This is a genomic window from Streptomyces sp. NBC_00683, assembly GCF_036226745.1.
Taxonomy (GTDB): domain Bacteria; phylum Actinomycetota; class Actinomycetes; order Streptomycetales; family Streptomycetaceae; genus Streptomyces.
This window is the reverse complement of sequence record NZ_CP109013.1, coordinates 1335658-1362334: the sequence shown is the minus strand read 5'-3', so window position 1 is coordinate 1362334 and position 26677 is coordinate 1335658. Positions and strand designations below refer to the sequence as shown.

The 26677-nt window shown below is 71.5% G+C and carries 24 protein-coding genes; 17 read left to right on the top strand and 7 right to left on the bottom strand.

Features of this window, described 5'->3' with window-relative positions:
- The first annotated feature begins 165 nt into the window (after window positions 1-165).
- From OG257_RS06065 to OG257_RS06030, 8 genes are all read left to right on the top strand, one after another.
- Window positions 166-1209: an ABC transporter substrate-binding protein gene (locus tag OG257_RS06065; RefSeq protein WP_329205411.1), complete on the top strand. Its 1044-nt coding sequence runs from the start codon at window positions 166-168 to the stop codon at window positions 1207-1209.
- Window positions 1206-2219, top strand: coding sequence for an NrtA/SsuA/CpmA family ABC transporter substrate-binding protein (locus tag OG257_RS06060; protein WP_329205409.1), 1014 nt, complete (start codon window positions 1206-1208; stop codon window positions 2217-2219). The genes OG257_RS06065 and OG257_RS06060 overlap by 4 nt, the downstream gene beginning before the upstream one ends.
- Window positions 2216-3055 (top strand): ABC transporter permease, encoded by an 840-nt coding sequence (locus OG257_RS06055; protein WP_329205408.1) that lies wholly within the window; start codon window positions 2216-2218, stop codon window positions 3053-3055. Before OG257_RS06060 ends, OG257_RS06055 begins: the two co-directional genes overlap by 4 nt.
- Window positions 3052-3822: an ABC transporter ATP-binding protein gene (locus OG257_RS06050; RefSeq protein WP_329205407.1), complete on the top strand. Its 771-nt coding sequence runs from the start codon at window positions 3052-3054 to the stop codon at window positions 3820-3822. The genes OG257_RS06055 and OG257_RS06050 overlap by 4 nt, the downstream gene beginning before the upstream one ends.
- Window positions 3823-4740, top strand: coding sequence for an ABC transporter substrate-binding protein (locus OG257_RS06045; RefSeq protein WP_329205406.1), 918 nt, complete (start codon window positions 3823-3825; stop codon window positions 4738-4740).
- 5 nt (window positions 4741-4745) lie between these two features.
- Window positions 4746-5819 carry an LLM class flavin-dependent oxidoreductase gene (locus OG257_RS06040; RefSeq protein ID WP_329205405.1) on the top strand — a complete coding sequence of 358 codons (1074 nt, stop codon included), beginning with the start codon at window positions 4746-4748 and terminating at the stop codon, window positions 5817-5819.
- A gap of 199 nt (window positions 5820-6018) precedes the next feature.
- Complete coding sequence (locus tag OG257_RS06035) at window positions 6019-6816, top strand: VOC family protein (RefSeq protein ID WP_329205403.1); 798 nt, start codon at window positions 6019-6021, stop codon at window positions 6814-6816.
- A 75-nt stretch (window positions 6817-6891) separates the two neighbouring features.
- Entirely contained in the window at window positions 6892-7149 is a 258-nt protein-coding gene (locus tag OG257_RS06030) for a WhiB family transcriptional regulator (protein ID WP_329205401.1), read from the top strand.
- A 17-nt stretch (window positions 7150-7166) separates the two neighbouring features.
- Here OG257_RS06030 and OG257_RS06025 read toward each other — a convergent pair whose 3' ends face one another.
- Window positions 7167-8063 carry a chitosanase gene (locus OG257_RS06025; protein ID WP_329214931.1) on the bottom strand — a complete coding sequence of 299 codons (897 nt, stop codon included), beginning with the start codon at window positions 8061-8063 and terminating at the stop codon, window positions 7167-7169.
- 73 nt (window positions 8064-8136) lie between these two features.
- Between OG257_RS06025 and OG257_RS06020 the strand changes: the two genes are divergently transcribed.
- Entirely contained in the window at window positions 8137-11526 is a 3390-nt protein-coding gene (locus OG257_RS06020; RefSeq protein ID WP_329205400.1) for a hypothetical protein, read from the top strand.
- A gap of 24 nt (window positions 11527-11550) precedes the next feature.
- On the opposite strand, the gene OG257_RS06015 is transcribed toward OG257_RS06020, so the two are convergent.
- From OG257_RS06015 to OG257_RS06005, 3 genes are all read right to left on the bottom strand, one after another.
- Window positions 11551-12525 carry an acyl-ACP desaturase gene (locus OG257_RS06015; protein WP_329205398.1) on the bottom strand — a complete coding sequence of 325 codons (975 nt, stop codon included), beginning with the start codon at window positions 12523-12525 and terminating at the stop codon, window positions 11551-11553.
- A gap of 154 nt (window positions 12526-12679) precedes the next feature.
- On the bottom strand, window positions 12680-14326 hold the full coding sequence (locus tag OG257_RS06010; protein ID WP_329205396.1) for an ABC-F family ATP-binding cassette domain-containing protein: 1647 nt from the start codon (window positions 14324-14326) through the stop codon (window positions 12680-12682).
- 247 nt (window positions 14327-14573) lie between these two features.
- A complete protein-coding gene (locus tag OG257_RS06005) occupies window positions 14574-14987 on the bottom strand; it encodes an SsgA family sporulation/cell division regulator (protein WP_329205394.1) in 414 nt (137 codons plus the stop codon).
- A 182-nt stretch (window positions 14988-15169) separates the two neighbouring features.
- Between OG257_RS06005 and OG257_RS06000 the strand changes: the two genes are divergently transcribed.
- Window positions 15170-16261: a WD40/YVTN/BNR-like repeat-containing protein gene (locus tag OG257_RS06000; RefSeq protein WP_329205392.1), complete on the top strand. Its 1092-nt coding sequence runs from the start codon at window positions 15170-15172 to the stop codon at window positions 16259-16261.
- 6 nt (window positions 16262-16267) lie between these two features.
- Here the strand turns inward: OG257_RS06000 and OG257_RS05995 are convergent, their stop codons facing one another.
- The gene (locus tag OG257_RS05995) at window positions 16268-16567 is read right to left on the bottom strand and encodes a YciI family protein (protein WP_329205389.1); all 300 of its coding nucleotides are present in this window, start codon (window positions 16565-16567) and stop codon (window positions 16268-16270) included.
- Window positions 16568-16632: 65 nt separating this feature from the next.
- On the opposite strand from OG257_RS05995, the gene OG257_RS05990 reads away from it, so the two are divergent.
- Together OG257_RS05990 and mmpA are read left to right on the top strand one after the other, a co-directional pair.
- On the top strand, window positions 16633-17295 hold the full coding sequence (locus OG257_RS05990) for an endonuclease V (RefSeq protein WP_329214929.1): 663 nt from the start codon (window positions 16633-16635) through the stop codon (window positions 17293-17295).
- Between the two features lie 109 nt (window positions 17296-17404).
- Window positions 17405-17551, top strand: a complete 147-nt coding sequence (gene mmpA / locus OG257_RS05985; protein WP_329205388.1) for a morphogenic membrane protein MmpA — start codon at window positions 17405-17407, stop codon at window positions 17549-17551.
- Between the two features lie 43 nt (window positions 17552-17594).
- Here the strand turns inward: mmpA and OG257_RS05980 are convergent, their stop codons facing one another.
- A complete protein-coding gene (locus tag OG257_RS05980) occupies window positions 17595-18785 on the bottom strand; it encodes a saccharopine dehydrogenase family protein (RefSeq protein ID WP_329205386.1) in 1191 nt (396 codons plus the stop codon).
- 205 nt (window positions 18786-18990) lie between these two features.
- Here OG257_RS05980 and OG257_RS05975 point away from each other — a divergent pair, with 205 nt between their 5' ends.
- The 5 genes from OG257_RS05975 to OG257_RS05955 are packed head-to-tail and all read left to right on the top strand — an operon-like array spanning window position 18991 to window position 25789.
- The gene (locus OG257_RS05975) at window positions 18991-20136 is read left to right on the top strand and encodes a CaiB/BaiF CoA transferase family protein (RefSeq protein WP_329205384.1); all 1146 of its coding nucleotides are present in this window, start codon (window positions 18991-18993) and stop codon (window positions 20134-20136) included.
- A complete protein-coding gene (locus OG257_RS05970) occupies window positions 20136-21170 on the top strand; it encodes an LLM class F420-dependent oxidoreductase (protein WP_329205383.1) in 1035 nt (344 codons plus the stop codon). Before OG257_RS05975 ends, OG257_RS05970 begins: the two co-directional genes overlap by 1 nt.
- Before the next feature lies 1 nt (window position 21171).
- Window positions 21172-22314 carry an acyl-CoA dehydrogenase family protein gene (locus OG257_RS05965; protein ID WP_329205381.1) on the top strand — a complete coding sequence of 381 codons (1143 nt, stop codon included), beginning with the start codon at window positions 21172-21174 and terminating at the stop codon, window positions 22312-22314.
- Window positions 22315-22363: 49 nt separating this feature from the next.
- Complete coding sequence (locus OG257_RS05960) at window positions 22364-23578, top strand: acetyl-CoA C-acetyltransferase (protein ID WP_329205379.1); 1215 nt, start codon at window positions 22364-22366, stop codon at window positions 23576-23578.
- A gap of 39 nt (window positions 23579-23617) precedes the next feature.
- Window positions 23618-25789, top strand: coding sequence for a 3-hydroxyacyl-CoA dehydrogenase NAD-binding domain-containing protein (locus OG257_RS05955; RefSeq protein ID WP_329205377.1), 2172 nt, complete (start codon window positions 23618-23620; stop codon window positions 25787-25789).
- Between the two features lie 19 nt (window positions 25790-25808).
- On the opposite strand, the gene OG257_RS05950 is transcribed toward OG257_RS05955, so the two are convergent.
- Window positions 25809-26543 (bottom strand): MerR family transcriptional regulator, encoded by a 735-nt coding sequence (locus OG257_RS05950; protein WP_329205376.1) that lies wholly within the window; start codon window positions 26541-26543, stop codon window positions 25809-25811.
- Window positions 26544-26677 lie beyond the last annotated feature (134 nt).

The window sequence follows — 26677 nt, the reverse complement described above, 5'->3', positions numbered from 1 at the left end:
GCAGCCCCTTCACCTCTTGGCCGGCGTTCACGCCGACCGGGGCCGGCCGCTCTCCCGCCCCGCCGCATCCGGTGTTCCTTCCGGAGCGTTCCCCGCGGCCCGTGCCGGTTCCGGACGCCGCGCCCGTGCGCCCCTCCTGCTTCGCCGACCCCTCGGGAAGATCCCATGACGCGTTCCGCCGTCCTGCCCAGGACCCTCTGGTTCACCCGCTGTCCGGTACCCACCGCGACCGGCATCGCCGCCGACCGGCAGTGGCTCAGCGACGAGTTCGCCTCCGACGGCATCGCCGTGCGCTCCCTCCAGGACGCCGACCCCGACGCCGACCGCGGCGCCCACTTCACCCACGCCCTGCCGGGACTGTTCCGGGAAGGCGGCAACGTGCCCGCCCTGTGGGCCCGTTCGCGTGGTGAGCGGACCCGGCTGATCGGTCTGACCTGGATCGAGGAACGCCAGGCCGTACTGGTCGCCCCCGGATCCGGGATCAGGGGCGCCGGCGCCCTGCGCGGACTGCGGCTCGCGGTGCCCTCCCACACCCTGGCCATCGACTTCTGGCGGGCCATGGCGCTGCGCGGGTTCGAGGGCGCTCTCGGGTCCGCCGGTCTGACCCTGGACGACGCCGCACTCGTCGACGTCCCCGCCGACGGGCACCACGGACAGTGGGCCGCCGAACTCGACGCGCTGCGGCGAGGCGACGTGGACGCGGTGTACGTCAAGGGTGCCCTGGCCGTCGAAGCGGCCCGCAGGACAGGGGCCGAGGTCGCCGTGGAACTCGACGAGCTGCCCGACCGCCGGTTCCGTGTCAACAACGGAACGCCCCGACCCATCACCGTCCACCAGCAGTTGCTGGACGACCACCCCGGGCTCGTCGACCGCTTCCTCGCCGTCCTGCTCCGAGCGGCCGACTGGGCCACCGGACAGCCCGCCGAGGTCGACCGCATCCTCGGCGCCGAGACCGGGGCGGGCGCCGACGGAGTCGCGGGCGCCTACCGCCCCGGCACCCATCTCACCCTGCACCCCGACCTGTCGGCCGAGCGGCTCGGCCTGCTCGCCGAGCAGGAGACCGCGCTGCGCGCCCACGGCTTCCTCCCGGAGCCCGTGGACGTCACGGCGTGGGCCGACCCCGCACCGCTGCGCAGGGCAGCAGCCCTCGCCCGGCTCCACCCCGTCCCCACGTCCACCCCCGAACCCCGAGGACCACTGTCACCATGAACTCGCACCGACCGGGCCGTACGGCCCTCGCCCCCGCACTCCTCACGGTCACCGCGCTCCTTGCCCTCAGCGCCTGCGGCACGTCCGAGGCCGACAGCGGATCCGGCGCCGCGAGCACCGTCACCGTGCGCATTCCCGACCCCGGCAACTCCGGAGTCCTCGCCGTCGGCAAGAAGGACGGCAGCCTCGACAAGGCCCTCGGCAAGGCCGGCGCCAAGGTGGAGTGGACCGGCAGCGCGGGCCCCTTCGCGCCGGCCGCCCAGGCCATGAACGCCGACCAGCTCGACTTCGCCACCGGCTCCATCACCTCGGGCGTCACCTCGCTCGCCCAGCGCCCCGGCTTCAAGTTCTTCACCGCCGTCGACCCCGACGCGACGGGCGAGGGAATCCTGGTCCAGAACGGTTCGGGCATCGACTCCGTCGCCGGTCTCGTGGGGAAGAAGGTCGCCGTCAACCAGGGCGGCACCGGGGAGTACCTGCTGCTCAAGGCCCTCGCCAAGGCCGGCATCCCGGCGGACAAGGTCGAGCGGGTCTATCTGCGCCCCGACCAGACCGCCGCCGTGTTCAACGCGGGCAAGGTCGACGCCTGGGCCGTCTGGGCCACCTACGCCGTGGCCGAGATCGGCAGCGGCAAGGCCCACTTCCTCGCCGACGGCGCCGCCATCGGCTCCGACAACTACAGCCTGAACGCGGTGCGTACGGGCTTCGCCGAGAAGCACCCCGAGATCGTCAAGGCCCTCTACACGTACCTCCACGACGCCAGCGCCCGCCAGAAGAAGAATCCCGCCGCCTATCTGAACGTCTTCACCGACGTCGGCCCCACCGCCGTCACCGGCAAGGCCCAAGAGGTGCAGACCGCGATCATCGCCAAGGGCGGCACGGTCGACCCGATCGGCCCCGAGGACATCGAACGCTTCGAGGCCGTCGCCGCCTTCTACGCCGAGCAGAAGGTCACCAAGGGACAGGTCGACGTCGCGGCGCACCTCCTCGACGTCGAGAAGCTGACATGAGCGCGGTCTCCGAAGCGGCCGGCACCGAGCACCTGGTCGCCCCCCGGCCCCAACTCCGCACAGCGCGCAGCCGTCCCTTCGCCCTGACCGTCCGCGCGCTGGGACCGGTGGCCCTGCTCGCCCTGTGGTGGGTGGCCTCGGCCACCGGGCTGCTCACCCCCGACGTGCTGGCGTCGCCCGCCGAAGTACTGCGGGCCGTGGGGGAGCTGTGGGGGAACGGGCAGCTGCCCGACGCGCTCACCACCTCCCTGACCCGGTCCGGAATCGGCCTGCTCTTCGGGCTCGCCGCCGGGCTGGTCCTCGGTATCACCACCGGATTCACCCGGCTCGGCGACGAGCTCCTCGACTCCTCGCTCCAGACCCTGCGCACCATCCCCTTCCTCGCGCTGGTCCCCCTGTTCATGGTCTGGTTCGGGATCAACGAGACGGCCAAGATCCTGCTCATCGCCGTCGCCACCACCTTCCCGATGTACGTGTCCACGTCGAGCGGCGTGCGCAACACCGATCCCAAGCTCGTCGAGGCCATGCGCAGCTTCGGGATGAGCAGGCTCGCCATCGTGCGGGAGGTCGTCCTGCCCGGGGCCCTGCCGTCCCTCCTGGCCGGGCTGCGGCTGTCCATGACGCTCAGCGTGATCGCCCTCATCGCCGCCGAGGAGATCAACGCCACCGCGGGCATCGGCTATCTGATGTCGCAGGCACAGAGCTACGCACGCACCGACATCCTCGCCGTCTGCATCCTGATCTACGGCCTCCTGGGCCTGGCCGCCGACATCGTCGTACGGCTGCTGGAACGCGTCCTGATGCCCTGGCGCTCCCCGCAAGGAGGGACACGATGACCGACGGAACACAGCGGCCCGCCGTACGGGTACGCGGACTGCGCCGGGTCTTCGGCACCCGGGCCGTGCTCGACGGCCTCCGGCTCGACATCGCCCGGGGCGAGTTCGTCGCCCTGCTGGGTGCCAGCGGCAGCGGCAAGACCACCCTGCTCCGCATCCTGGGAGCACTGGACGGCGCCGACGGGGGAGAGGTGCTCGTCCCCGAGGCCCGCACCATCGTCTTCCAGGAGCCCCGCCTCGTGCCGTCCAAGAAGGTCCTCGCCAATGTGACCGTCGCCCTGCCGCGCAGCCGCTCCGCCCACGGGCTCAGGGCCCTCGCCGAAGTCGGCCTGGAACGGCACGCGGACGCCTGGCCCGCCACTCTCTCCGGCGGCGAGGCCCAGCGCGTGGCACTGGCCCGGGCGCTGGTGCGTGAGCCCGAACTGCTCCTGCTGGACGAGCCGTTCGCCGCCCTGGACGCCCTGACCCGGCTGAAGATGCAGGACCTGGTGGGGGAGCTGTGCCGCAAGCACCGCCCCGCCGTCCTCCTGGTCACCCACGATGTCGACGAGGCGGTACGGCTCGCGGACCGCGTCGCCGTGCTCCGCGACGGGAAGCTCGTCACCGACGAGACCGTCGCCGTCGACCGGCCGCGGGACCCCGGCGATCCCGCGTTCGCGGCACTGCGCCGCCGACTGCTGAACGACCTCGGCGTCGATGCCGTCCCCGCCCCGTCGCCGTCCCCTGCCCCCGCCCCTGTCGAAGTTGCCGAAGTCGGAGTGATCTGAATGACCATCACCATCGGTGTCCACAGCAGCAACCCGTCCCTCTTCCACCTCTACCACCTCTCCCGCCTCGGCATCGCCCAGGAGGAGCTGGCCGCTCTCGGTGAGACGGTCTCCTTCCACCCGTACACCAACGGGGTCCGCACCGGTGAGCTCCTCACCCAGGGCGTCATCGACTTCGGCGGCACCGGATCCACCCCGCCGGTCACCGCGCAGGCGGCCGGCCACGACCTCGTCTACACCGCCGTGTCCGCCCCGCGCCCCGAGCACGGCGCGCTCCTCGTCCCGGTGGACAGCCCCGTCCGCACGGTCGCCGACCTCAGGGGCACCACCGTCCACCTCGCCATCGGGTCCTGGCAGACCCATCTGATCGCCAAGGCCCTGGACGACGCCGGACTCTCGTACGCCGACGACATCACCGCGGTCCGCAGCACCGACGACAGCGAACAGCTGCTGCGCTCCGGGGACATCGCCGCATGGGTCGCCCAGGGACCGCAGCTGGCGGCCGCGCGCAGGACCGGAGGGCTGCGCACCCTCGTCGCCACCGGTGACGTGATCACCGACCGGTCCGTCTTCTTCACCCGGCGCGAACTCGCCGAGAACCGGCCGGAGATCATCGACGCCCTCACCCGCGCCCTCCAGCGCGCCGACGACTGGGCGGCCGCCAACCCCCGTGCCGCGGCCGAGATCGCCGCCGCCGACCTGGGCGGGAGCGCCGACGACTGGGAGACCGCCCTGCGCGCCCTGCCGTGGAAGATCGAGTCCGTCAGCGACGCGTTCATCGCCGAACAGCAGGAAGCCGCGGACATCTTCCACCGCACCGGGTTCATCGACCGGCCGGTCGATGTCGCCACCGCCCGGGCCCACGCGGACACCGCGGCCGCCGGCGCCGCTTCCGCCTCCGGCACGAAGGCGGCCTGAGCGGCATGGCGACCGAAGTCCTCTGGTACATCATCCCGCGCGAAGGCGCGTACCCCTGGGAGCCGGAAGGGCGGCGGACCGCCGACCTCGGCTACCTCAGCCGGCTCGCCGGAACCGTGGAGCAGCTCGGCTACAGCGGTGCCCTGCTCGCCACCGACCTGTACGACGTCTGGCCGCTGGGCAGCGCCCTCGCCGCCTCGACCAGCACCCGCTTCAAACCGCTGCTCGCGGTTCACCCCGGACTCATCTCGCCCACGCTGCTGGCCAAGATGGCGCTGAGTTTCGACCAGCTCTTCGGCGGCCGGCTGCGCTTCAACGTCGTCAACGGCTCCACGAAGTCGCTCCAGGAGTACGGACTCCACGTGGAGCACGACGAACGGTACGAACTCAGCGCCGAGTACTGGTCGATCGTGAAACGGCTGACGGCCGGAGAGGTCTTCGACCACAAGGGCCGCTTCTACGACCTGAAGAACGCGGGCGCCTCGTTCCGTGAGCTGAAGCCCGTCCAGGACCCGCACATCCCGCTCTGGTTCGGCGGCTCGTCCGCCCCCGGCATCGAGATGGCGGCCGAGCACGTCGACGTCTTCCTCACCTGGGGCGAACCGCCGCACCTGCTGAAGGAGAAGCTGGATCGGGTACGGGCGCGGGCGGCCGCGTACGGCCGCACCCTGCGCATCGGGCTGCGTCTCCACCTGATCGTCCGCGACACGGAGGACGAGGCATGGGCGGCGGCCGACCGGCTGCTGGACGTCACGAGCGAGGCGACGTACGCCCGCCAGCTCGGCGACCGGGCGGACGAGGACGGGGTGGGCTGGCAGCGTCAGTTCCGCCAGCACGGCGGCAAGGTCCCGGCCAGGGCGCGGGAACTGGAGACGCACCCCAACATGTGGCCGGGCATGAGCCTGTTCCGGCCGGGCCCCGGCACGGCGGTCGTCGGTTCGACGGCCCAGGTCGTCGAACGCCTCAAGGAGTTCGAGGACCTCGGCGTCGACACCTTCATCCTGTCCGGGAACCCGCTGCTGGAGGAGGCCTACCGGGTGGCGGAAACGGTGCTTCCGGCGCTCGGCGTCACACGCTGACACCCACTGGCGCCCGGCCGGACCCGAAGCCGTCCACGGCCGGTCCGGCCGGGCGCGCAACGGGACCGGGGGCAGGGGGCGGGTACCCGGTCGCCCTGCGCGGGCTGCGGTTGTCAGTGCCCGGTGCAAGACTCGGCGGGTCAGGGAAATGCCCGCACGATGGGCGAGCGAGACATCCGACTCGCCCGAGGAGCACACCATGCTCGACCCCGAATTCGTCACCGGCGCCCCCAACTGGACCGACCTCGGCACACCCGACCTCGACGCGGCCACGGCCTTCTACCAGGGCCTCTTCGGCTGGGAGCTGGTGCCCGGTGGCCCCGAGACCGGTGGGTACGGGATGTACCAGCTGCGGGGCAAGACGGTCGCCGGTGTCATGACCGTGCCCGAGGACCAGGGGAAGCCCGCCTGGTCCGTCTACTTCCAGACCCCCGACGCGGATGCCACCGCCCGGACGGTGGAGAAGGCCGGAGGGTCCGCGGCGTTCCCTCCGATGGATGTACTCGACTACGGCCGCATGGGCGGCTTCAAGGACAACGCCGACGCGTACTTCGGCGTGTGGCAGCCGGGCACGAACACCGGCCTGGACATGATCATGGAGCCGGGTTCGCTGATCTGGTCCGAGCTCTACACCCCGGACGTGCCCGCGGCCGCCGCCTTCTTCAAGACGGTCTTCGGCTGGGAGACCGAGGACATGACGTACCCCGGGGGTTCCTACACGATGGTCCGCCCCGCCGGCAGTGCGGGCGCCGACTCCTCGTTCGGCGGGCTCGTGCAGATCGACGACGTGCCCAGCGAGGCGGTCGCGGGGCCGCACTGGCTCCCGTACTTCGCGGTGGAGGACGTCGACGCGACGCTCGCCGACGCGGAACGGCTGGGCGGCCGCGTGACCCTGGCGCCCATGGACGTGGAGAACGTCGGCAGGATCGCCAACCTCGCCGATCCCGCGGGCGCGGCGTTCGCGGTGATCAAGCCCGCGCCGATGCCGCCGAGCTGACCGGAACCGGCGGTCGCGGAGTTCGTTGATGGTTCATTGATCACTTGTTTATCGGCGTGGGGCACCGTGTGCCCCATGCCGATCAACACCATGATGACCGACGACGCGCTCTCCTGGCAGGAGACGGCGCTGTGCGCCCAGGCAGGACCCGAGTTCTTCTTTCCGGCTCCCGGCAGTTCGACCCGTGAGGCCAAGCAGTTGTGCAACGCCTGCGAGGGACGGCTGGCCTGCCTGGAGTACGCCCTCGCCCATGACGAGCGCTTCGGCGTGTGGGGCGGGCTCTCGGAGAAGGAGCGGGAGCGGCTCCGCAGAGGCCGCCGCGCCGAGGGCTGACGGCCCGGAGCCCGCGCCTACGGGATGCGGAACGTCTCGCCGTACACCTGCCACACGAGCGGCTTCTTCAGCTCGAGGTTGCCCTCCCGCAGGAACACCCGCTGCGCGGTGTCGATCCGGGTCGTGTCGCGCTGGACCTTCCGCGCCCGGATCGCGGACCGGCTCTCGTCGAGGAACGCGCCGAGGTACTCCGCCTCGTCGCCGCCCTCCGCCGCCGTGTCCGCCGAGGCCATCGCGGCGTCCCGGATGCCGTAGAAGCCGTCGGCCTCGACGCCGGGCCCGTGGAGCACCATCGCGTCGTAGTAGATGAACTGCCCCAGGGTGCCGAGACCGTCCAGCTTCGCCAGTCGCACCGCGGGTTCGAAGTAGAGCTTGTCCCGCATCGTGTTCTGAGCCGTGCGGAACGCCGGGTCCTCGGCGGCCGCCTTCCACGCGTCGGTGAAGCCGGGGTCCAGGCCCTCGTGCGAATCCGTGCCGTCCACCTCGCGCAGCGCCGCGAGGAACGGGGCGAGCGGATTGTCCGGATCGTCCTTCGTGTACGCCTCGACCAGTTGCAGCATGTCGTTCGTACCGGAGCAGAAACCGATGATTCCCGCGGTGTAGCCGGTGCCGTCACCGACGTCCTCGATCGCCCCGTACTGGCTGCGCCAGTCCAGGGTCGAGGCCTCGGCGCTGCCCACCAGCTGGGAGGCGATCTCCTTCATGGCCGGAGCGGCGAGCCCGGGCGGCAGTCCGGCGATCTTCTCGTCGTTCTCGGCGCTCAGGCCGGGGCTCTCCGTCTGCGCGGCGGTCCCGGCGGTCCCGGCGGTTCCGGTCGGCTGCGGGGAGCTCGGGGGCAGCTCGGAGTCGCCGCTGCTGAACAGAATAGAAACGGCGATGGCGATAGGCGCACCGAAAAGAACAAGACGCGTCACTGGCTTCACCCGGCAAAGAGTACGTTCCGTAAACCCATGGGGTCAGCCCGGCCTCGCACGGCACAATCGCCGCATGACCGACGCCCGGCCAGTCGCCCTCGTCTGCGCGCTCCTCGACGCCGTGGACTGCCTCGCCCATCCCCAGCGCATGAGAGAACTGGCGGCGCACGCCCGGCGATTCACCGCGGACGGTGTGCTGCGTCCCGTCCTGGAGGAGCTGGAGACCGGGGGACCCTACGAACGCGGGCTCGCTGTCGTCGCCGCGGCCGTGGGCGGCGACCGTGACTGGCTGGCCGCCCGCATCGGCGACGAGGACTCCTTCGTGCGGGGGCACGCCCTGCGGGCGGCACTCTCCGCGGGCGTACCGGACACGGCGTACGAGACGGCGCTGGCCGATGCCCCGGCCGCCGTACGCCGCCGGCTCCTGCAGGCCGTCGTCACCGACCGCCGCACGGAGCTCGCCGACCGGCTGATCGAGCCGCTGCGCGAGAGGTGGGGCGACGCCGAGGCCGCCCGGCTGCTCCGGGGCTGTTCCACAGCGACGGTGAACCGGCTCCTGCCCGGCCTGTTCCCGTCGGTGACCGGCTGGGCCGCCCTCGGACGCCACCATCCGGGCCCCTTCCTCGACGCGGCGGAACGGGACCTCGCCGCCATGCCCGAGTCGATGCGGGACGCATGGTGGCAGGGCTGCGGGCACGAACGCGCGGTCGCCACGGCCGCGGAGCGGCTGCCCCACCGCGTACTCGACCTGCTCGAACGCCACGGCCCGACGAACCTCCCGACCCCGCTGCGCAAGAGGCTGGGCGTCCTCGCCTCGGCCGACCCGGCCCGGACGGTCCAGCTGCTCCGCGGACCGGACAGCTTCGCGATCGCCCGCAGCGGCGCCCTCAGCGGGACGCTTCTGCGGCGCCTGGCCGACACGGCTCCCGAGGCGCTCCTCACCGAGTACGGCCGGCACGTGCTGCAGTACGGCGGTGTCCTCGACCGCCTCGTCCGCGCCCTTCCGCCGTCCCGTCGCGGCGCGTTCCACGACGCGGTCGTCGCCGGGCAGGGAGAGGACTCCGTCATCACGGTGGACGCCGTACTCCTCGGCGAACTGCCCCGCAGCCATGTCGCGGGTCCGGCCCGGCGCATGGCCGACCGGGCGAGGACGCGCGGCGGGCACTGGAGCACCGTCCTGCTGGCGGAGTCGTTCCTGCCGGTCGCGGAGGTGCGGGAGCGCCTGCTGGCGGCGACCCACCGGCCCGCCGCCGAGGACCGTGCCGAAGCCTGGCCGCTGCTCATACGCAACGCGGGCCGCTCCGGCGACCCGGCAGCCGTCGCCACCGTCCTGGAGGACATGCTCCGCCTGCGGTCGGAACGGGATCCGGTCAGGGCCGCCGCACTGTTCGCGCTCCTCGCCACTCCGCCCGCGCTCTTCACCGACGAGGTGGAACCGCTGCTGGACCGGATAGCCACCGACGCGGTCGAGGCCCGAGACTCCTCCGAACACACCCGGGGCCACCTGAGCGGCCTCGCCCTGCGCGTCCTGCGCGAGCACGCCACCACCGGCAGGCGCGCCCTGCTCAACTGGGCGCTGCGCACCCTCGTACGGCTGTACGGGAACGCCGGTGACGCGGGCCTGGGGAGGCTCGACCGCACGCTTCGGCGGGGGCAGGAGCACACGGTGTTCGAGGCCCTGCGGCCCTGGCTGGAAGCGGGTGCGGAGAAGGCCGACTACGCCCTCGTCTTCGCACTGACCCGCGCCGTCGGACGCCGTGCCGCAGGCATGCCGGAGCTGCAGGAACTGCTGTGGCAGGCGGTCCGGTACGGGAGCGCGGGCACCGCACGCACCGCGATCGGCCTGTGGCTCGAGCCGTCCGCCCACCGTGACGAGCGCGTCGAGCGGATCCTGGCACGCGAACCCTCCGCCGCCGCGCTGCCCGAGGTGATGGGCGTCCTCACCCGGCGGCGCACGGACCTCCTGAACCGGGTGCTCGGCGAGAGCCCGCCGTACGGAAGGTTCCTCACCCCTGGGCAGCCGTGGCACGTGCCCGTCGGCGCGGACGTCGTCCGCTGGACTCCCGAGCAGCAGAGCGCCGCGGCGCGGGCACTGGAGCGGACCGCCCACGACGAGAAGCTTCCCCTGTACGCCAGGACCGCGGCGATCGAGCAGCTGGCCGGCATCCCGCAGACCGGGGCCGACGCCGTACGCGGATGGCTCGCGTCCTCGGACGTCGTGCTCGCCGAGGCGGCGCTCGCGGCACTGGCCCGCACGGACCGCCCCGCCGCCGTGCTGCCCGACCTGCTCGCACGCCTGGGTGACGACGAGGCGCGGGTAGCGGTCTTCGCTGCGAGCCGCGCCTCCCGGCACGTGCGGCCCTCGCGACTTGCCGTACTGCTGCGGGAGCGGACGGCACCCGGTACCGGCAAGGTGACCAGCCGCAAGGAGATGGTCCGGCTCGCCGCGACCCGGCTGCCCTCCGCCGAGGCCGCACAGGTCCTCGCCGAGGCCTACGCGATGCCGGACCAGCACCCCGACGTGCGGGCCGTCTGCGTGGCGTTCGGTACGGATCTGCTCGGGGACGAGGCGATGTGGGAGGTGATGGCCGACGCGGCGCGCGGTGAGCGGCGCCTGCGTACCGCCGTCCTGCGGGCCGACCCGGTCCGGCTGCCCGCGCAGCACCGGCCGCGCTATGCCCGGCTGGTGCAGGAGGTGTGCGCGACCGACGACGAGGAGCTGGCAGCCCTCGCCCACCGGGCGCTGGCCCAGTGGGTGCCCTGGGCGCCCGGGGCGTGCGAGGTGCTGGTGGACGCGGTGAGCGACCTCGGCCGGCGCGGCACCTGGCAGTCGGCCACCGACGCGCTCGTCGGCGCCGCCATGGCAGGCGGGGAAGCCGCCGTCGCGCTGAACTGCGCGCTCCTCGCCCTGTCCACCAACGACACCGCGGACGACGCGGGAGCCGAGCGGGACCGGCCCGCACGGCAGCGGATCGTCCGCGCGGTGGACGCCCTCACGGCGCCGGACGTGACCCGGCGGGTCTCGGCGCGCCCTCTGCTCGCGGCGGCCGGGGACACGCTCGCGCACCACAGGGACTTCGTACCGCAGGCGGCCCGGCTGCTGGTCTGCGCCGTCGATCCGGACACCGGCGCCGACGCCTTGCACGGAGAGCTCGTCCGGCTGGCCGGGCTGCTCGAAGGGCGGCCGGTCCAGGCCGCCCGGATCGCACGGACGCTCGGCGGCCGGATCGGTGATGTGAACCGTTCCGGGGCGGGTGACACGGACGTCCTGCTCGCCGTCGCCGGCCGGCTCACCGGGAGCGGCGGGCCGGCCGAAGGGCTGTTCGCCGCCGCGATCACCGCGGCGGCAGGACGGCGCACCGACTGGACGGGACCCTGGCGGACCCAGCTGCGCGCACTGCGCCAGCACCCGGTGGCCGATGTGCGCGACGCCGCGTACGCGGAGGTGACGGCGCCCGAGTGAGCGCGCCGCCACCGTCCGGCTGGGTCAGGCGTTCGCGCGGGCAGCCATCCGCGCCTTGCGCAGGGCCAGCTTCTCGTCGAACTTCGACGCCTCGCTGTCCAGGCCGTTCATGTACAGACCCAGTTCTTCCTGCGCCTTGAGGCCCTCCGGGCCGAGTCCGTCGATGTCGAGGACCTTGAGGTAGCGCAGCACGGGCTGGATCACGTCGTCGTGGTGGATGCGCATGTTGTAGATCTCGCCGATGGCCATCTGCGCGGCGGCGCGCTCGAAGCCGGGCATGCCGTGACCGGGCATCCGGAAGTTGACGACCACATCGCGCACGGACTGCATGGTGAGGTCCGGGGCGAGCTCGAAGGCGGCACCCAGCAGGTTGCGGTAGAAGACCATGTGCAGGTTCTCGTCGGTCGCGATCCGGGCCAGCATCCGGTCGCAGACCGGGTCGCCCGACTGGTGGCCTGTGTTGCGGTGCGAGACGCGGGTCGCCAGCTCCTGGAAGGCCACGTAGGCCACGGAGTGCAGCATGGAGTGGCGGTTGTCGGACTCGAAGCCCTCCGCCATGTGCATCATGCGGAACTGCTCGAGCTTGTCCGGGTCGACGGCGCGCGAGGTGAGCAGGTAGTCGCGCATCACGATGCCGTGGCGGCCCTCCTCCGCGGTCCAGCGGTGCACCCAGGTGCCCCAGGCGCCGTCACGGCCGAAGAGGGAGGCGATCTCGTGGTGGTAGCTGGGGAGGTTGTCCTCGGTCAGCAGGTTCACGACGAGCGCGATCCTGCCGATGTCGGTGACCTTGGACTGGCTGGTCTCCCAGGCTTCGCCGTCCTCGAAGATGCCGGTGAAGTTCCGGCCGTCGGAGAACGGTACGTACTCGTGGGGCATCCAGTCCTTGGCGACCTTGAGATGGCGGTTGAGTTCCTTCTCCACCACCTCTTCCAGCGCGTACAGCAGCTGGGCGTCTGTCCACGCCTTCGAACTGCCGAGTTGGGGAGAGGTGATCGTCACGGGGGCTCCTGGGGACGGGAGAATTACCTACGGCTTCGTAGGTTACGTGACCGTAGGTTAAGGCGGCAGTAAGGCCGCAGCCAAGCCCGGTCCTCGCTGTGCCCGTTTACGTACCGTTATATGCGCAGGTCGCGGCCGGATTCCGATGGGCAAGTCATACCTCACCGCCCTGGATCCGGGATAGGTCCGCGGGGGAGATTCCGCGCAGCTCGCCCGCGTCCAGCAGCAGCCACCGGGTGATCCCCAGGGACTCCAGGAACGGCAGGTCGTGGCTCGCCACGATCAGTGCCCCCTCGTAGCTCGCCAGTGCCGCGGTGAGGCGGTGCACGCCGGACAGGTCGAGGCTGTTCGTGGGTTCGTCCAACATCAGCAGCCGGGGTGCCGGGTCGGCGAGCAGCAGTGCGGCCAGGGTCGCCCGGAGCCTCTCCCCGCCCGACAGCGTCGCTGCGGGCAGGTCCGCCCTTGCCCCCTTGAACAGGAAGTGCGCAAGCTTCGCCCGGATCCGGTTGGCCGACGCGCCCGGCGCGTACCGCGCCACGTTGTCCACGAGGGACAGCCTGTCGTCGAGCACGTCCAGACGCTGGGGCAGGAACCCCACCGGCACATGGACGACGGCCTCGCCCGACAACGGCGCCAGCTCGCCGGCGATCGTGCGCAACAGCGTCGTCTTGCCCGCGCCGTTGCGGCCGACCAACGCGATCCGCTCCGGGCCGCGCAGGTCGAACTCCCCGCGCACCCGGCCGCCGTGGGCCAGCTCGAGATCGCGCAGCACCAGCACACCGCCACCCGGATGCACCTGGGTGTGCGGAAGTTCGATCCGGATCTCGTCGTCGTCCCGCACGGCCTCGACGGCGTCCTCTAGCCGCTCCTCCGCGTCCGCCAGCCGCTCCGCATGCATGACGCGGTGCTTGCCGGCCGACTCCTGCGCCGTCTGCTTGCGCTGGCCCATGACCGCCTTCGGCTCGCGCTTGGTGTCCCACATCTTCTGCCCGTACCGCTTACGTCGGGCCAACTTGATGTGTGCGTAGGACAGTTCGCGCTTCTGCCGCCGCACATCGGCCTCCGCGACCCGCACCATCCGCTCCGCGGCCTCCCGCTCCACGGCGAGCGCCTCCTCGTACGCCGACAGACTGCCGCCGTACCAGGTGACCGTGCCCTCCCTCAGATCGGCGATCCGGTCCACGCGCTCCAGCAGCTCCCGGTCGTGACTGACGACGACCAGGACACCGGTCCAGGCGTCGACCGCGTCGTACAGCCGTCCGCGGGCGTGCAGGTCGAGATTGTTCGTCGGCTCGTCCAGCAGCAGGACCGACGGACGTGCCAGCAGCAGCGCGGCCAGCCGCAGCAGCACGCACTCGCCGCCCGACATCTCGCCGATGGTCCGGTCGAGCCCGATACCGGCGAGGCCCAGCTGGTCGAGCGTGGCGCGGGCGCGTTCCTCCACGTCCCAGTCGTCGCCGACCACGGCGAAGTGCTCCTCGTGGACATCGCCCGACTCGATGGCGTTCAGCGCGGTCCGTTTCGCGGCGATGCCCAGCGCCGCGTCGACCCGCAGGGCGGTGTCCAGGACGAGGTTCTGCGGGAGGTAGCCGATGTCGCCGGCCGTGGTGATGTGGCCGCCCGTAGGCGTGAGTTCGCCGGCGATCAGGCGCAACAGGGTCGACTTGCCGCAGCCGTTGAGGCCGATGAGCCCGGTCCGTCCGGGACCGACGGCCAGTTGGAAGTCCTCGAAGACGTCGCGGCCGTCGGGCCAGGCGAAGGAGAGGGACGAACAGGTGATGTGTGTCGTGGGTGCAGGCATGAAGGTCTCCCGGCTGCGTCGGAGAATCTCGGAGAACGGCTCGGACACATGAGGTCGCACTCGGGCCCGCGCACGGAACAGCACGCGCGCGGCACGGTGTACGGACACCTCAGATGTGGAGCAACGTCCTTCTCCGATCCGACGACAACGGGGACAGCACTCACGCTACGAGTGGGTACCGCGGCTCGGCAACCGCATTTCCCGCGACCGCTGCCGGGTGGGTCAGGACCCGCTGTCGCCCGGTGGGTCAGGACCCGCCGAGCAGATCCGTCAGATCGCGGTCGAGGTCCAGGAAGCGGTACTCGTCGCCCACCGGGACCAGCACCTGGGCCCGCTTCAGGAAGCGGCGCAGTTCCGCCGTGCGGACGTGCACCATGGCGATGCCCTCCACGGCGTGGAACTCCAGCACCGTGCGGTCGTATCCGAAGGGCCGCACCCGGACGTCACCGACACCGGCCGGTCTGTCCATCCCGGCCGTGAGCAGTTCACGGGAGAACTCCCAGGACACCTCGGTGCCCTCGAGGGTCGCCGGGGCCGGGAAGGCCATACGGACGGCGAAAGGGTCCCTGCGGTCGTAACTCAGGGTGGCGGGCAGGGTTTCCATCCGCGGAGCGGATGCGACCATGCGGGCCTGCACGGACTGCTCGATAACGCTGGACAAGACCTGCTCCCTCTCGCGTCGGATGAACGGTTCCCGGCAATGGAGTAGACGACGGAACTCCTCGATTCGTGCACTGGCAGGCGGCGTGAGCTGCGTCACCGCCGGTCGGCTTCCTGCCTACTGCCCCGTTTCGTCCGATGCGCCCTGGACGGCGGTCCGCCCGTGGACTAGCTTCCAGCGCCATGAGGGCCATGGGGAAGACGAGACGACTGATGTCACTGGGCCTGTGCGGTGCGGCTGTGACCGCCGCCCTGGCCGTACCGGCGGCGCACGCCGCACCGGGGGAGCAGGGCGAGCGGGGCCACCGGCCGGCCTGGGAGCTCACCGAAACGGGCACGGACGCGCGCTTCCGCGGCCTCGCCGCGGTCAGCCGCGACGACGCCTGGGTCGCGGGGTCCAGGGGCACGGTCCTGCGTACGGCCGACGGCGGCCGGCACTGGCGCGATGTCTCGCCGCCCGGAGCGGCGGACCTGGAGTTCCGCGACATCGAGGCCTTCGACCGGCGGCGGGCGGTGGTCCTGGCCATCGGCGAGGGCGAGGCGTCCAGGGTCCTGCGCACCGATGACGGCGGCGCGACCTGGACCGAGTCCTTCCGCAACACCGACGCCCGGGCCTTCTACGACTGCCTGACCTTCTTCGACAGCCGCCACGGGCTGGCGATGAGCGACCCGGTGGACGGGAAGTTCCGCATCCTGTCGACCTCCGACGGCGGGCGGAACTGGAAGGTGCTGCCCGACGCGGGCATGCCCGCCGCCCGCCCCGGCGAGGCCGGCTTCGCGGCGAGCGGCCAGTGCCTCGTCAGCTCCGGCAGCAAGGACGTCTGGCTCGCCACCGGCGGTGCGGACACCGCCCGCGTGCTGCACTCCGGTGACCGCGGCCTGACCTGGTCCGAGACCGCGTCGTCCATCCCTGCCGGGGACCCCGCGCGCGGCGTCTTCGGCCTCGCCTTCCGTGACCGCAGGCACGGCATCGCGGTCGGCGGCGACTACCGCGCGGACCAGGCGTCACCCGACGCCGCGGCCGTCACGGGCAACGGCGGACGCACCTGGCAGGGCGCCACCACCCCGCCCCCGGCCTACCGTTCGGGCGTCGCATGGCTCCCGCACAGCAGGTCGGCGGCGCTGGCGGTCGGCCCGACCGGCACGGATCTGACCCTGGACGGCGGCCGCACCTGGAGGACGGTGGACACCGGTTCGTACGACACGGTGAACTGCGTGGCCGACGGGGGCTGCTGGGCCGCGGGCGAGAAGGGGCGCGTCGCCCGGCTCGGATAGCCGCGCCTATCCGGGCAGTTGCTGCCGGTACGGGGCCAGTGCCTGCGACGTCTTCGTCGCGAGGAACTCCGTGATCCGGTAGGCGCACACCCCGTGCGTCGCGAAGGGGTCGGTCGCCGCGATCTCCTCGATCCGCGCGCGATCGTCCCCGACAGCGAGAATCACGCCACCGTCACGCGGGTTCTTGCGCCCGGAGGCGATGAACACCCCTGCCGTGTACTGGGTGTCGAGCCAGGCGACGTGTTCCTTCATGAGTGCGTCGACGCGCTCGACCGGTGCGCTGTAGGTCAACTCGAGTACGAACATGATCTCCAGGCTACGGGACCGCCCGGAGCGCTCTTAGACTCAACCGCACCATGACGACTTTCACCATGCCCGCCGACGAGGCCGAAGCACGCGCCGTCCAGGACACGCTGCGCACCCGTGTGGTGCTCGACGAACCGGGGCCGCCGCCCGGCACCGGGCTGGTGACCGGCGTCGATGTCGCCTACGACGACGAGCGGGACGTCGTCGTGGCGGCGGCCGTCGTCCTCGACGCGGCGACCCTGGAGGTGGTGGCCGAGTCGACCGCGCGGGGCCGGGTGACCTTCCCCTACGTTCCCGGGCTCCTCGCCTTCCGGGAGATCCCGACCGTGCTCGCCGCGCTGGAGGCACTGCCCGTCGATCCGGGGCTCGTCGTCTGCGACGGCTACGGGCGGGCGCACCCGCGCAGGTTCGGGCTCGCCAGCCATCTGGGTGTCCTCACCGGCCTCGCGGTCATCGGCGTCGCCAAGAATCCGTTCACCTTCCGCTACGAGCAACCGGGGCCCCGGCGCGGAGACTCGACCCCGCTCATGGACGGGGACGAGGTGGTCGGCCGGGCGCTGCGCACCCAGGACGCCACCAAGCCCGTCTTCGTCTCCGTCGGCCACCGCACCGGTCTGGACAACGCCTGCGCCCACACGCTGCTGCTGGCGCGCGACTTCCGTCAGCCGGAGACCACGCGCCGGGCCGACGCCCTGTGCCGGGCGGCCCTGCGGGAGGCCGTCGCCTGACCGCCGTCGCCGGCCCGCCCCGGCCGCCCCAGTCCGACGGCCGGGATTGTTTCCATCTGAGTACATGAACGGATGTTGCTCGTCGAACATCAGGGGCAGGCTGGTACACATGATCGACCACCACGCACCCCCGATGAACACCGGAACCGTACGTCTGTCCCAGCGCGGCGTTGCCGTCGGTATGACCCTGGGCGTCGTCGCGGGAGCCGCCTGGACCGTTTCCATGGTCTGCACCCTCGCCTCCTGGATGCTCTGACCCGGTCGGCGCCCTCCCGTACGCCCAGGGAACCGCGCCCGCCTCAGAGCACCGCCGCGACGCGGAAGCCCAGCCCTGCGGTCCTCAGCCGTTCCAGGAGCGCGTCACCCATCGCCACGGCGGTCGTGACCTGCCCCGATGTCTTCGGCAGGTCGTCCAGGGCGAGGCTGAGGGCGGCCTCGGCGAGCATCTTCGCGGTCTCGTCGTAGCCCGGGTCGCCGCCCGACACCTCGGTGAAGACCCGGCGGCCGCCGCCCTCCCCGACGAAGCGCACCGTGAACCAGCTGCGGTCCCTGCGCTCCTTGCCGGGGCCGGTGCCGGGTTCGTAGCGGTCCATGAGCCAGCCGCGCACGGCGGGGATCTGGGCGGCGGCCGTCAGCACACCCAGGGCCGCGGTGCCGCCGAGCGCCACCGGCAGGTGCTTCACGGAGGCGAAGTGCCGGTAGCGGAAGTCGGGGCCGTAACGGCCCAGCGCCCGCGCCGAGCGCTCCACGACACGGGGGTCCAGGGTCGGCAGCGGCAGCGCCCACGTTCCGGTCGCCGCGCTGAAGTGGGGTGAGCCCTGCGGGGCGCGGGCCCGGCGGCCGACCAGGCGCGGCTCGTGCAGACGGCGTTCCTTCGCGGCCCGGATCATCTGCGGGCCGCGGCCGATCGCGGTGAGCGCCGAGGCGAACGTGCCGCCCGAGAAGACGGCGTTGCTGCGGACGTAGCCGTCGACGGTCAGCGGTACGTCCTCGGGGAGCTGCTGGACGGTGAAGTAGACACCGAGGTCGTGCGGTACGGAGTCGAAGCCGCAGGCGTGCACGATACGGGCCCCCGTCTCGCGGGCCCGTGTGTCGTGCTCCAGGAACATCCGGTCGACGAACTCCGCCTCGCCGGTGAGGTCGGCGTAGTCGGTCCCGGCCTCGGCGCAGGCCGCCACCAGCCCCTCCCCGTACCAGACGTACGGGCCCACCGTCGATGCCACCACATGCGCGGAACCGGCGAGTTCGCGCAGCGCGCCGGGATCACCGGCATCGGCTGTCAGCAGGGGCAGCTCCGCGCAGCGCGGGTTGATCGCGGCGAGGTTCTCGCGCAGCTTTTCGAGCTTGGCCCGGCTGCGGCCCGCCGCCGCCCACCGGAGGCCGTCCGGTGCGTGCTCCGCCAGATATTCGGCGGTGAGTGTCCCCACGAAGCCGGTGGCGCCGAAAAGGATGACGTCATAGGGGCGTTCTGCCCCGTTCTGCCTGTTCATGAGTGCCTCCGCAGGGGCCGGCGCCGATGTAGCAGGCAGAGGGTAGCGGAGGGGTTCGTGGCGCTGTGCAGCCGGGAGGGCCTCGGTGCGAGAGGATCCGGAAGAAGGAACTAAGCGCTTGCTCGGCCAAAAGGGTTGTGCGGAGCGTCGAGCATTCTTAACATCATCGATGTTACATCAGTTGTGTCACACCGCTGGGGGCTTGATGGCAACGACAGGGCAGGGTCCACTGGCCGGGGTGCGTGTCGTCGAACTGGCGGGCATCGGCCCGGGACCGTTCGCCGCGATGCTCCTGGCCGACCTCGGCGCCGATGTGGTGCGCGTCGACCGGCCCGGCGGCGCGGCGCTCGGGATCGATCCCGCGTACGACCTCACCAACCGCAACAAACGCTCGGTCCGCGTCGACCTCAAGGCCGAGGGCGGCGCAGGGCAGGTGCTCGACCTCGTGGAGCGCGCCGACATCCTGATCGAGGGCTACCGCCCGGGCGTCGCCGAACGCCTCGGCGTGGGCCCGGCCGCATGTCTGGACCGCAATCCGCAGCTCGTCTACGGGCGGATGACCGGCTGGGGCCAGGACGGGCCGCTGGCCGAACGAGCCGGCCACGACATCGCCTACATCGCCCTCAGTGGCACCCTCTCCATGATCGGCAGACCCGGGGAACCGCCCACGGTGCCCGCCAATCTGGTCGGCGACTACGCGGGCGGTTCGCTCTACCTCGTCGTCGGCGTGCTGGCCGCCCTCCAGCACGCCCGCACACCCGGCGGCACCGGCCAGGTGGTGGACGCCGCCATCGTCGACGGTGCAGCCCATCTCGCCACGATGATCCACGGGATGCTGGCGGCCGGCAGCTGGCAGGACCGGCGCGGCTCCAACCTTCTCGACGGCGGCTGCCCCTTCTACGGCTGCTACGAGACGTCCGACGGCGAGTACATGGCGGTCGGACCGCTGGAGCCGCAGTTCTACGAGCAGTTCGGCAAGCTGCTCGGGATCGTCGACGAAGCCCCCGACCGCAACGACTTCAGCCGCTGGGCGGACCTGCGCACCCTCGTCGCCGACCGCTTCAGGGCCCGCACCCGCGCCGAGTGGACCGAGGTCTTCGAAGGCACGGACGCCTGCGTCGCCCCCGTCCTCTCGCTCCGCGAGGCGCCTCACCACCCGCACCTCGCCGCCCGCTCCACCTACGTCGAGCACGGCGGCCTCACCCAGCCCGCGCCCGCTCCCCGGTTCTCCGCCACCCCCTCCCGCGTCCGCAGCGGGCCCGCCCGGCCCGGCGCGGACACCGATGACGTGGCCCGCGACTGGGACGTACCGAGCTTGCGGACCCTCCCGAAGAAGGACGGCACCGACTGATGGAACTCTCCCTCCCGCTGAACTACGCGGGCGATCCGCGCGCCGCCTGCGACCAGGTCGCCGCACTGGAATCCGCCGGACTCGACGCCGTCTGGGTCGCCGAGGCGTACGGCTTCGACTCGCCCACGATCATGGGATATCTGGCCGCCCGCACCGAGCGCATGAAGATCGGCGCGGCGATCCTCAACGTCTACTCCCGCACCCCCGCCCTCATCGCCCAGACCGGAGCCGGACTCGACGCGGTCTCCGGCGGCCGGGCCCTGCTCGGGCTCGGCGCGTCCGGCCCGCAGGTCGTGGAGGGCTGGCACGGCAAGCCGTACGACAAGCCGCTCGGCAGGACCCGCGAGACCGTCGAACTCTGCCGGCGGATCTGGCGCCGCGAGGTCATCGACCACCACGGCATCACCGACATGCCGCTCCCGAAGGAGAAGGGCGGCAGGCTCGGCAAGCCGCTGAAGATCCTCACCCGGCCGGTCCGCGAGAACATTCCGCTCTACATCGCCTCCCTCGGCCCCTCCAACGTGGCGCTGACCGCCGAGATCGCCGACGGCTGGCTGCCCACGCTCTACATCCCGGAGAAGGCCCAGCAGGTCTGGGGCGGCGCCCTGGCCGAAGGCGCGGCGAAGCGTGACCCGGCACTCGGCCCGCTGCAGACCGTCGCGGGCGGCCTCCTCGCCATCGGCGACGACGCCGCGGCCCTCAGGGACCTCGCCCGCCCGCAGATCGCGCTGTACGTCGGAGGCATGGGCGCACCCGGCAAGAACTTCTACAACGACCTCGCCGTCGCCTACGGGTACGAGAAGGAAGCAGCCACGATCCAGGAGCTCTACCTCTCGGGGAAGAAGAGGGAGGCCGAGGCCGCCGTCCCGGACGAATTCTGCGAACTCATGTCGCTCTGCGGGCCCGAGGGGTACGTACGCGACCGCATCGAGGCCTTCCGCGAGGCCGGCGTCACCATGCTCAACGTCACGCCCGTCGGCCCCGAGCCGGCCCGCCTGATCTCCACCGTCAAGAACTGGCTCCAGGGGGCTTGAAGTGCAGCGGCAGATCTTCACCGAAGAGCACGACGCGTTCCGCGAGACCGTCCGCACCTTCCTGGCCAAGGAGGCGCTCCCGCACTACGAGCAGTGGGAGAAGGACGGCATCGTCTCGCGCGAGGCCTGGCTCGCGGCCGGCCGGCAGGGGCTGCTCGGCCTCGCCGTACCCGAGGAGTTCGGGGGCGGCGGCAACGCCGACTTCCGCTACAGCGCCGTCCTCGCCGAGGAGTTCACCCGGGCCGGAGTCGCGGGACTGGCGCTCGGCCTGCACAACGACATCATCGGCCCCTACCTCACCGGACTCGGCACCGAGGAGCAGAAGCGGCGCTGGCTGCCCGGCTTCTGCTCGGGCGAGATCATCACCGCCATCGCGATGACCGAACCCGGTGCGGGCTCCGACCTCCAGGGCATCCGCACCACCGCCGAGGACAAGGGCGACCACTGGCTGCTCAACGGCTCGAAGACCTTCATCTCCAACGGCATCCTCGCCGACCTGGTGATCGTCGTCGCCAAGACCTCACCGGAGGGCGGCGCGAAGGGCCTCTCGCTGCTCGTGGTCGAACGCGGAGCGGAAGGCTTCGAGCGCGGCCGCAACCTCGACAAGATCGGCCAGAAGTCCCAGGACACCGCCGAGTTGTTCTTCAACGACGTGCGCGTCCCCAAGGAGAACCTCCTCGGCGAGCTCGACGGCGCCTTCATCCACCTCATGACCAACCTGGCCCAGGAACGGATGGGCATAGCGGTCGCCGGAATCGCCGCGGCCGAGTACCTCCTGGAGATCACCACCCAGTACGTCAAGGAGCGTGAAGCCTTCGGGCGGCCCCTCTCCAAGCTCCAGCACATCAGGTTCGAGATCGCCGAGATGGCCACCGAGTGCGCCGTCACCAGGGCCTTCCTCGACCGGTGCATCGTCGACCACTCGGCCGGGACGCTCGATGCCGTACACGCCTCGATGGCCAAGTGGTGGGCCACCGAACTGCAGAAGCGCGTCGCCGACCGCTGTCTCCAACTCCACGGCGGATACGGCTACATGACCGAGTACCGGGTCGCGAAGGCGTTCACCGACGGCCGCATCCAGACCATCTACGGCGGTACGACCGAGATCATGAAGGAGATCATCGGCCGCTCGCTGCTCGGCTGACCCGGCTCCCGCCACCCCGTTGCGCAACCACCCTCGAAAGGCTGCTGTCTTGAGTACCGAAGCGTTCGTCTACGACGCGATCCGCACCCCGCGCGGTCGCGGCAAGGCCAATGGCGCCCTGCACGGAACCAAGCCGATCGACCTCGTCGTCGGCCTCATCCACGAGATCCGGGCCCGCTTCCCGGACCTCGACCCCGCGGCCATCGACGACATCGTCCTCGGCGTGGTCAGCCCGCTCGGCGACCAGGGCTCCGACATCGCCCGTATCGCCGCGATCGCGGCCGGACTCCCGGACTCCGTCGCGGGCGTCCAGGAGAACCGCTTCTGCGCCTCGGGCCTTGAAGCGGTCAACCTCGCTGCCGCGAAGGTCCGTTCGGGCTGGGAGGACCTCGTCCTGGCCGGTGGCGTCGAGTCGATGTCCCGGGTGCCGATGGGCTCCGACGGCGGCGCCTGGGCCATGGACCCGATGACCAGCTTCGAGACCGGCTTCGCCCCGCAGGGCATCGGCGCCGACCTCATCGCCACCATCGAGGGCTTCTCCCGCCGGGACGTCGACGAGTACGCCGCGCTGTCCCAGGAACGCGCCGCCGCGGCCTGGAAGGACGAGCGCTTCGGCCGCTCCGTCGTACCCGTCAGGGACCGCAACGGCCTGCTCGTCCTCGACCACGACGAGCACATGCGGCCCGGCACCACCGCCGACTCGCTCGCCTCCCTCAAGCCGTCCTTCGCCGCGATCGGCGAGATGGGCGGCTTCGACGCCGTCGCCCTGCAGAAGTACCACTGGGTCGAGAAGATCGACCACGTCCACCACGCGGGCAACTCCTCCGGCATCGTGGACGGCGCCGCCCTCGTCGCCATCGGCTCGAAGGAGGTCGGCGAGCGCTACGGCCTCACCCCGCGCGCCCGGATCGTCTCCGCGGCCGTCTCCGGATCCGAACCCACCATCATGCTGACCGGGCCCGCACCGGCCACCCGCAAGGCGCTGGCCAAGGCCGGGCTCACCATCGACGACATCGACCTCGTCGAGATCAACGAGGCCTTCGCCGGCGTCGTCCTGCGCTTCGTGCGGGACATGGGCCTCTCCCTCGACAAGGTCAACGTCAACGGCGGCGCCATCGCACTGGGCCACCCGCTCGGCGCGACCGGCGCGATGATCCTCGGCACGCTCATCGACGAACTGGAGCGGCGGGACAAGCGCTACGGCCTCGTCACCCTCTGCGTCGGCGGCGGCATGGGCGTCGCCACCGTCATCGAGCGTCTCTGACCGTCCCCCGGCCACCCCTGCTTACGGAGAAGAACAGACATGACCGAGAGCACGACCATCCGCTGGGAACAGGACGAGACCGGCGTCGTCACCCTCGTACTCGACGACCCCAACCAGTCGGCCAACACGATGAACCGGGCCTTCAGGGACTCCATCGAGGCCATCGCCGACCGGGCCGAGGCCGAGAAGGACTCCATCCGGGGCATCATCTACGCCTCCGCCAAGAAGACCTTCTTCGCGGGCGGTGACCTCAAGGACATGATCAAAATCGGTCCCGAGAACGCGCAGGACGCGTTCGACGCGGGCACCGCGATCAAGAGGTCCCTGCGCCGCATCGAGACCCTCGGCAAGCCGGTCGTCGCCGCGATCAACGGTGCCGCGCTCGGCGGCGGTTACGAGATCGCCCTCTCCGCCCACCACCGCATCGCCCTGGACGCCCCCGGCTCCCGGATCGGCCTGCCCGAGGTCACCCTCGGCCTGCTGCCGGCGGGCGGCGGCGTCACCCGCACCGTGCGGCTGATGGGCATCGCCGACGCGCTGCTCAAGGTCCTCCTCCAGGGCACCCAGTACACCCCGCAGCGGGCCCTGGAGAACGGCTTGGTCCACGAGGTCGCCGCCACTCCCGAGGAGATGCTCGACAAGGCCCGCGCCTTCATCGACGCCCACCCCGAGTCGCAGCAGCCCTGGGACGTCAAGGGCTACCGGATCCCCGGCGGCACTCCGTCCAACCCGAAGTTCGCGGCCAACCTGCCCGCCTTCCCGGCCAACCTGAAGAAGCAGCTCGCGGGCGCACCCATGCCCGCGCCCCGCAACATCCTGGCGGCGGCGGTCGAGGGCTCGCAGGTCGACTTCGAGACCGCGCTGACCATCGAGGCCCGCTACTTCACCGAGCTGGTCACCGGCCAGGTCTCGAAGAACATGATCCAGGCGTTCTTCTTCGACCTCCAGGCCGTCAACTCCGGTGCCAGCCGCCCCAAGGGCATCGAGGAGCGCCCGATCCGCAAGGTCGCCGTCCTCGGCGCCGGGATGATGGGCGCGGGCATCGCGTACTCCTGCGCCCGCGCGGGCATCGACGTCGTCCTCAAGGACGTCTCCACCGAGGCCGCCGCCAAGGGCAAGGCGTACAGCGAGAAGCTGCTCGCCAAGGCGCTCTCCCGGGGCCGTACGACCGAGGCGAAGCGCGACGAGCTGCTGGCCCGCATCACCCCGACCGGGGACCCGGCCGACCTCGCGGGCTGCGACGCGGTGATCGAGGCCGTCTTCGAGGACACCGCGCTCAAGCACAAGGTGTTCCAGGAGATCCAGGACATCGTCGAGCCCGACGCGCTCCTCTGCTCCAACACCTCGACCCTGCCCATCACCGTGCTCGCCGAGGGCGTCAGCCGGCCGGTCGACTTCATCGGACTGCACTTCTTCTCGCCCGTCGACAAGATGCCGCTCGTCGAGATCATCAAGGGCGAGAAGACGGGCGACGAGGCACTGGCCCGTGCCTTCGACCTGGTGCGCCGGATCAGGAAGACGCCGATCGTCGTCAACGACTCGCGCGGCTTCTTCACCTCGCGCGTCATCGGGCACTTCATCAACGAGGGCGTCGCGATGGTCGGCGAGGGCGTCGAGCCCGCGTCCGTCGAGCAGGCGGCGGCCCAGGCCGGCTACCCGGCCAAGGTCCTCTCGCTGATGGACGAGCTGACGCTCACCCTGCCCCGCAAGATCCGCAACGAGACCCGGCGCGCCGTCGAGGAGGCGGGCGGCACCTGGACCCCGCACCCGTCGGACGCCGTCATCGACCGGATGGTCGACGAGTTCGGGCGCCCCGGACGCAGCGGTGGCGCGGGCTTCTACGAGTACGACGAGGACGGCAGGCGCGCGCGCCTCTGGCCCGGTCTGCGCGAGCACTTCACCAAGCCGGACACGGACGTCCCGTTCGCCGACATGCAGGAGCGGATGCTCTTCTCCGAGGCTCTGGACAGTGTCCGCTGCCTGGAGGAGAACGTCCTGATCACCGTCGCCGACGCCAACATCGGCTCCATCATGGGCATCGGCTTCCCGGCCTGGACCGGCGGCGTGCTCCAGTACATCAACGGGTACGAGGGAGGCCTGCCCGGCTTCGTGGCGCGTGCCCGGCAGCTCGCCGAGCGCTACGGCGACCGCTTCCTGCCGCCCGCGCTGCTCCTGGAGAAGGCGGAGAAGGGCGAGACCTTCCACGACTGACGTCCGGCACGGGCCGCGTTCACTCCGTGGTGAACGCGGCCCGCAGCTCCTCCTTCAACGACCGCTGGAACGCCGTCACCAGGGCCTGCAGCACCATCGGCTGCATATGGGCGGACAGTGACTTCATCGCCTTCAGGTGTTCCGGGTCCTGCTCCCGCTCCCGGTACGGATTCCACACCTCGTCCCGGAACAGCCGCGACAGCTCGTGGGCGGCCGACCGGGTGTGCTCCATCAGGACCGTGCGCGCGGCCAGGATCGTCTCGTGCGCGATCGGTACGTCCAGCAGCTCCACCCCGAGCCGCAGCAGCCCGACGTCCACCCGGCAGGTGTCGTCGTCGGGACCGCCGGGGCGCTCGAGCACCCCCATCGCCGACAGCCGGTCCACGTCCGAGCCGCTGAGCGTCCGGCCGGCGCGCCGCTCCAGCTCGGCCCGCGGCATGTCCTCCGCGGAGTCCGGCGCCCAGGAGGCCACCAGGGCCCGGTGGATGGCCAGGTCGTGCGCGCTCAGGTCCGGCGGCAGCTGCTCCAGATACCGCTCGATCGCGGCGAGCGTCATGCCCTGGTGCTGGAGCTCCTCGATCAGGGCGAGCCGTGAGAGATGGCCGGGCCCGTAGTGCCCGACCCGGCGCGGCCCGATCTCCGGGGGCGGCAGCAGCCCTCTGGTGCTGTAGAAACGCACGGTGCGCACGGTGACTCCCGCGCGCGCAGCCAGTTCGTCGACGGTGAGCGTCGGCTCGTCGGTCCCGGTCGCCATGTCTGCTCCTTGTCGCCGGCCGCTGGGCTGCGGTGCCTGCGCACCAATCAGGTGCAACAGTATTGCTGTCTCACCACTGTTGTGAAAGTGTCCGGCACCATCGAAGCACAGTCTCACCCTCCGGTACGGACCGT

Bases quoted from the DNA above. Each gene is read 5' to 3' on its own strand.
- OG257_RS06065 (WP_329205411.1), top strand. From the start codon at position 166: ATGACGCGTTCCGCCGTCCTGCCCAGGACCCTCTGGTTCACCCGCTGT.
- OG257_RS06060 (WP_329205409.1), top strand. From the start codon at position 1,206: ATGAACTCGCACCGACCGGGCCGTACGGCCCTCGCCCCCGCACTCCTC.
- OG257_RS06055 (WP_329205408.1), top strand. From the start codon at position 2,216: ATGAGCGCGGTCTCCGAAGCGGCCGGCACCGAGCACCTGGTCGCCCCC.
- OG257_RS06050 (WP_329205407.1), top strand. From the start codon at position 3,052: ATGACCGACGGAACACAGCGGCCCGCCGTACGGGTACGCGGACTGCGC.
- OG257_RS06045 (WP_329205406.1), top strand. From the start codon at position 3,823: ATGACCATCACCATCGGTGTCCACAGCAGCAACCCGTCCCTCTTCCAC.
- OG257_RS06040 (WP_329205405.1), top strand. From the start codon at position 4,746: ATGGCGACCGAAGTCCTCTGGTACATCATCCCGCGCGAAGGCGCGTAC.
- OG257_RS06035 (WP_329205403.1), top strand. From the start codon at position 6,019: ATGCTCGACCCCGAATTCGTCACCGGCGCCCCCAACTGGACCGACCTC.
- OG257_RS06030 (WP_329205401.1), top strand. From the start codon at position 6,892: ATGCCGATCAACACCATGATGACCGACGACGCGCTCTCCTGGCAGGAG.
- OG257_RS06020 (WP_329205400.1), top strand. From the start codon at position 8,137: ATGACCGACGCCCGGCCAGTCGCCCTCGTCTGCGCGCTCCTCGACGCC.
- OG257_RS06010 (WP_329205396.1), bottom strand. From the start codon at position 14,326: ATGCCTGCACCCACGACACACATCACCTGTTCGTCCCTCTCCTTCGCC.
- OG257_RS06000 (WP_329205392.1), top strand. From the start codon at position 15,170: ATGAGGGCCATGGGGAAGACGAGACGACTGATGTCACTGGGCCTGTGC.
- OG257_RS05995 (WP_329205389.1), bottom strand. From the start codon at position 16,567: ATGTTCGTACTCGAGTTGACCTACAGCGCACCGGTCGAGCGCGTCGAC.
- OG257_RS05990 (WP_329214929.1), top strand. From the start codon at position 16,633: ATGCCCGCCGACGAGGCCGAAGCACGCGCCGTCCAGGACACGCTGCGC.
- mmpA (WP_329205388.1), top strand. From the start codon at position 17,405: ATGATCGACCACCACGCACCCCCGATGAACACCGGAACCGTACGTCTG.
- OG257_RS05980 (WP_329205386.1), bottom strand. From the start codon at position 18,785: ATGAACAGGCAGAACGGGGCAGAACGCCCCTATGACGTCATCCTTTTC.
- OG257_RS05975 (WP_329205384.1), top strand. From the start codon at position 18,991: ATGGCAACGACAGGGCAGGGTCCACTGGCCGGGGTGCGTGTCGTCGAA.
- OG257_RS05970 (WP_329205383.1), top strand. From the start codon at position 20,136: ATGGAACTCTCCCTCCCGCTGAACTACGCGGGCGATCCGCGCGCCGCC.
- OG257_RS05955 (WP_329205377.1), top strand. From the start codon at position 23,618: ATGACCGAGAGCACGACCATCCGCTGGGAACAGGACGAGACCGGCGTC.
- OG257_RS05950 (WP_329205376.1), bottom strand. From the start codon at position 26,543: ATGGCGACCGGGACCGACGAGCCGACGCTCACCGTCGACGAACTGGCT.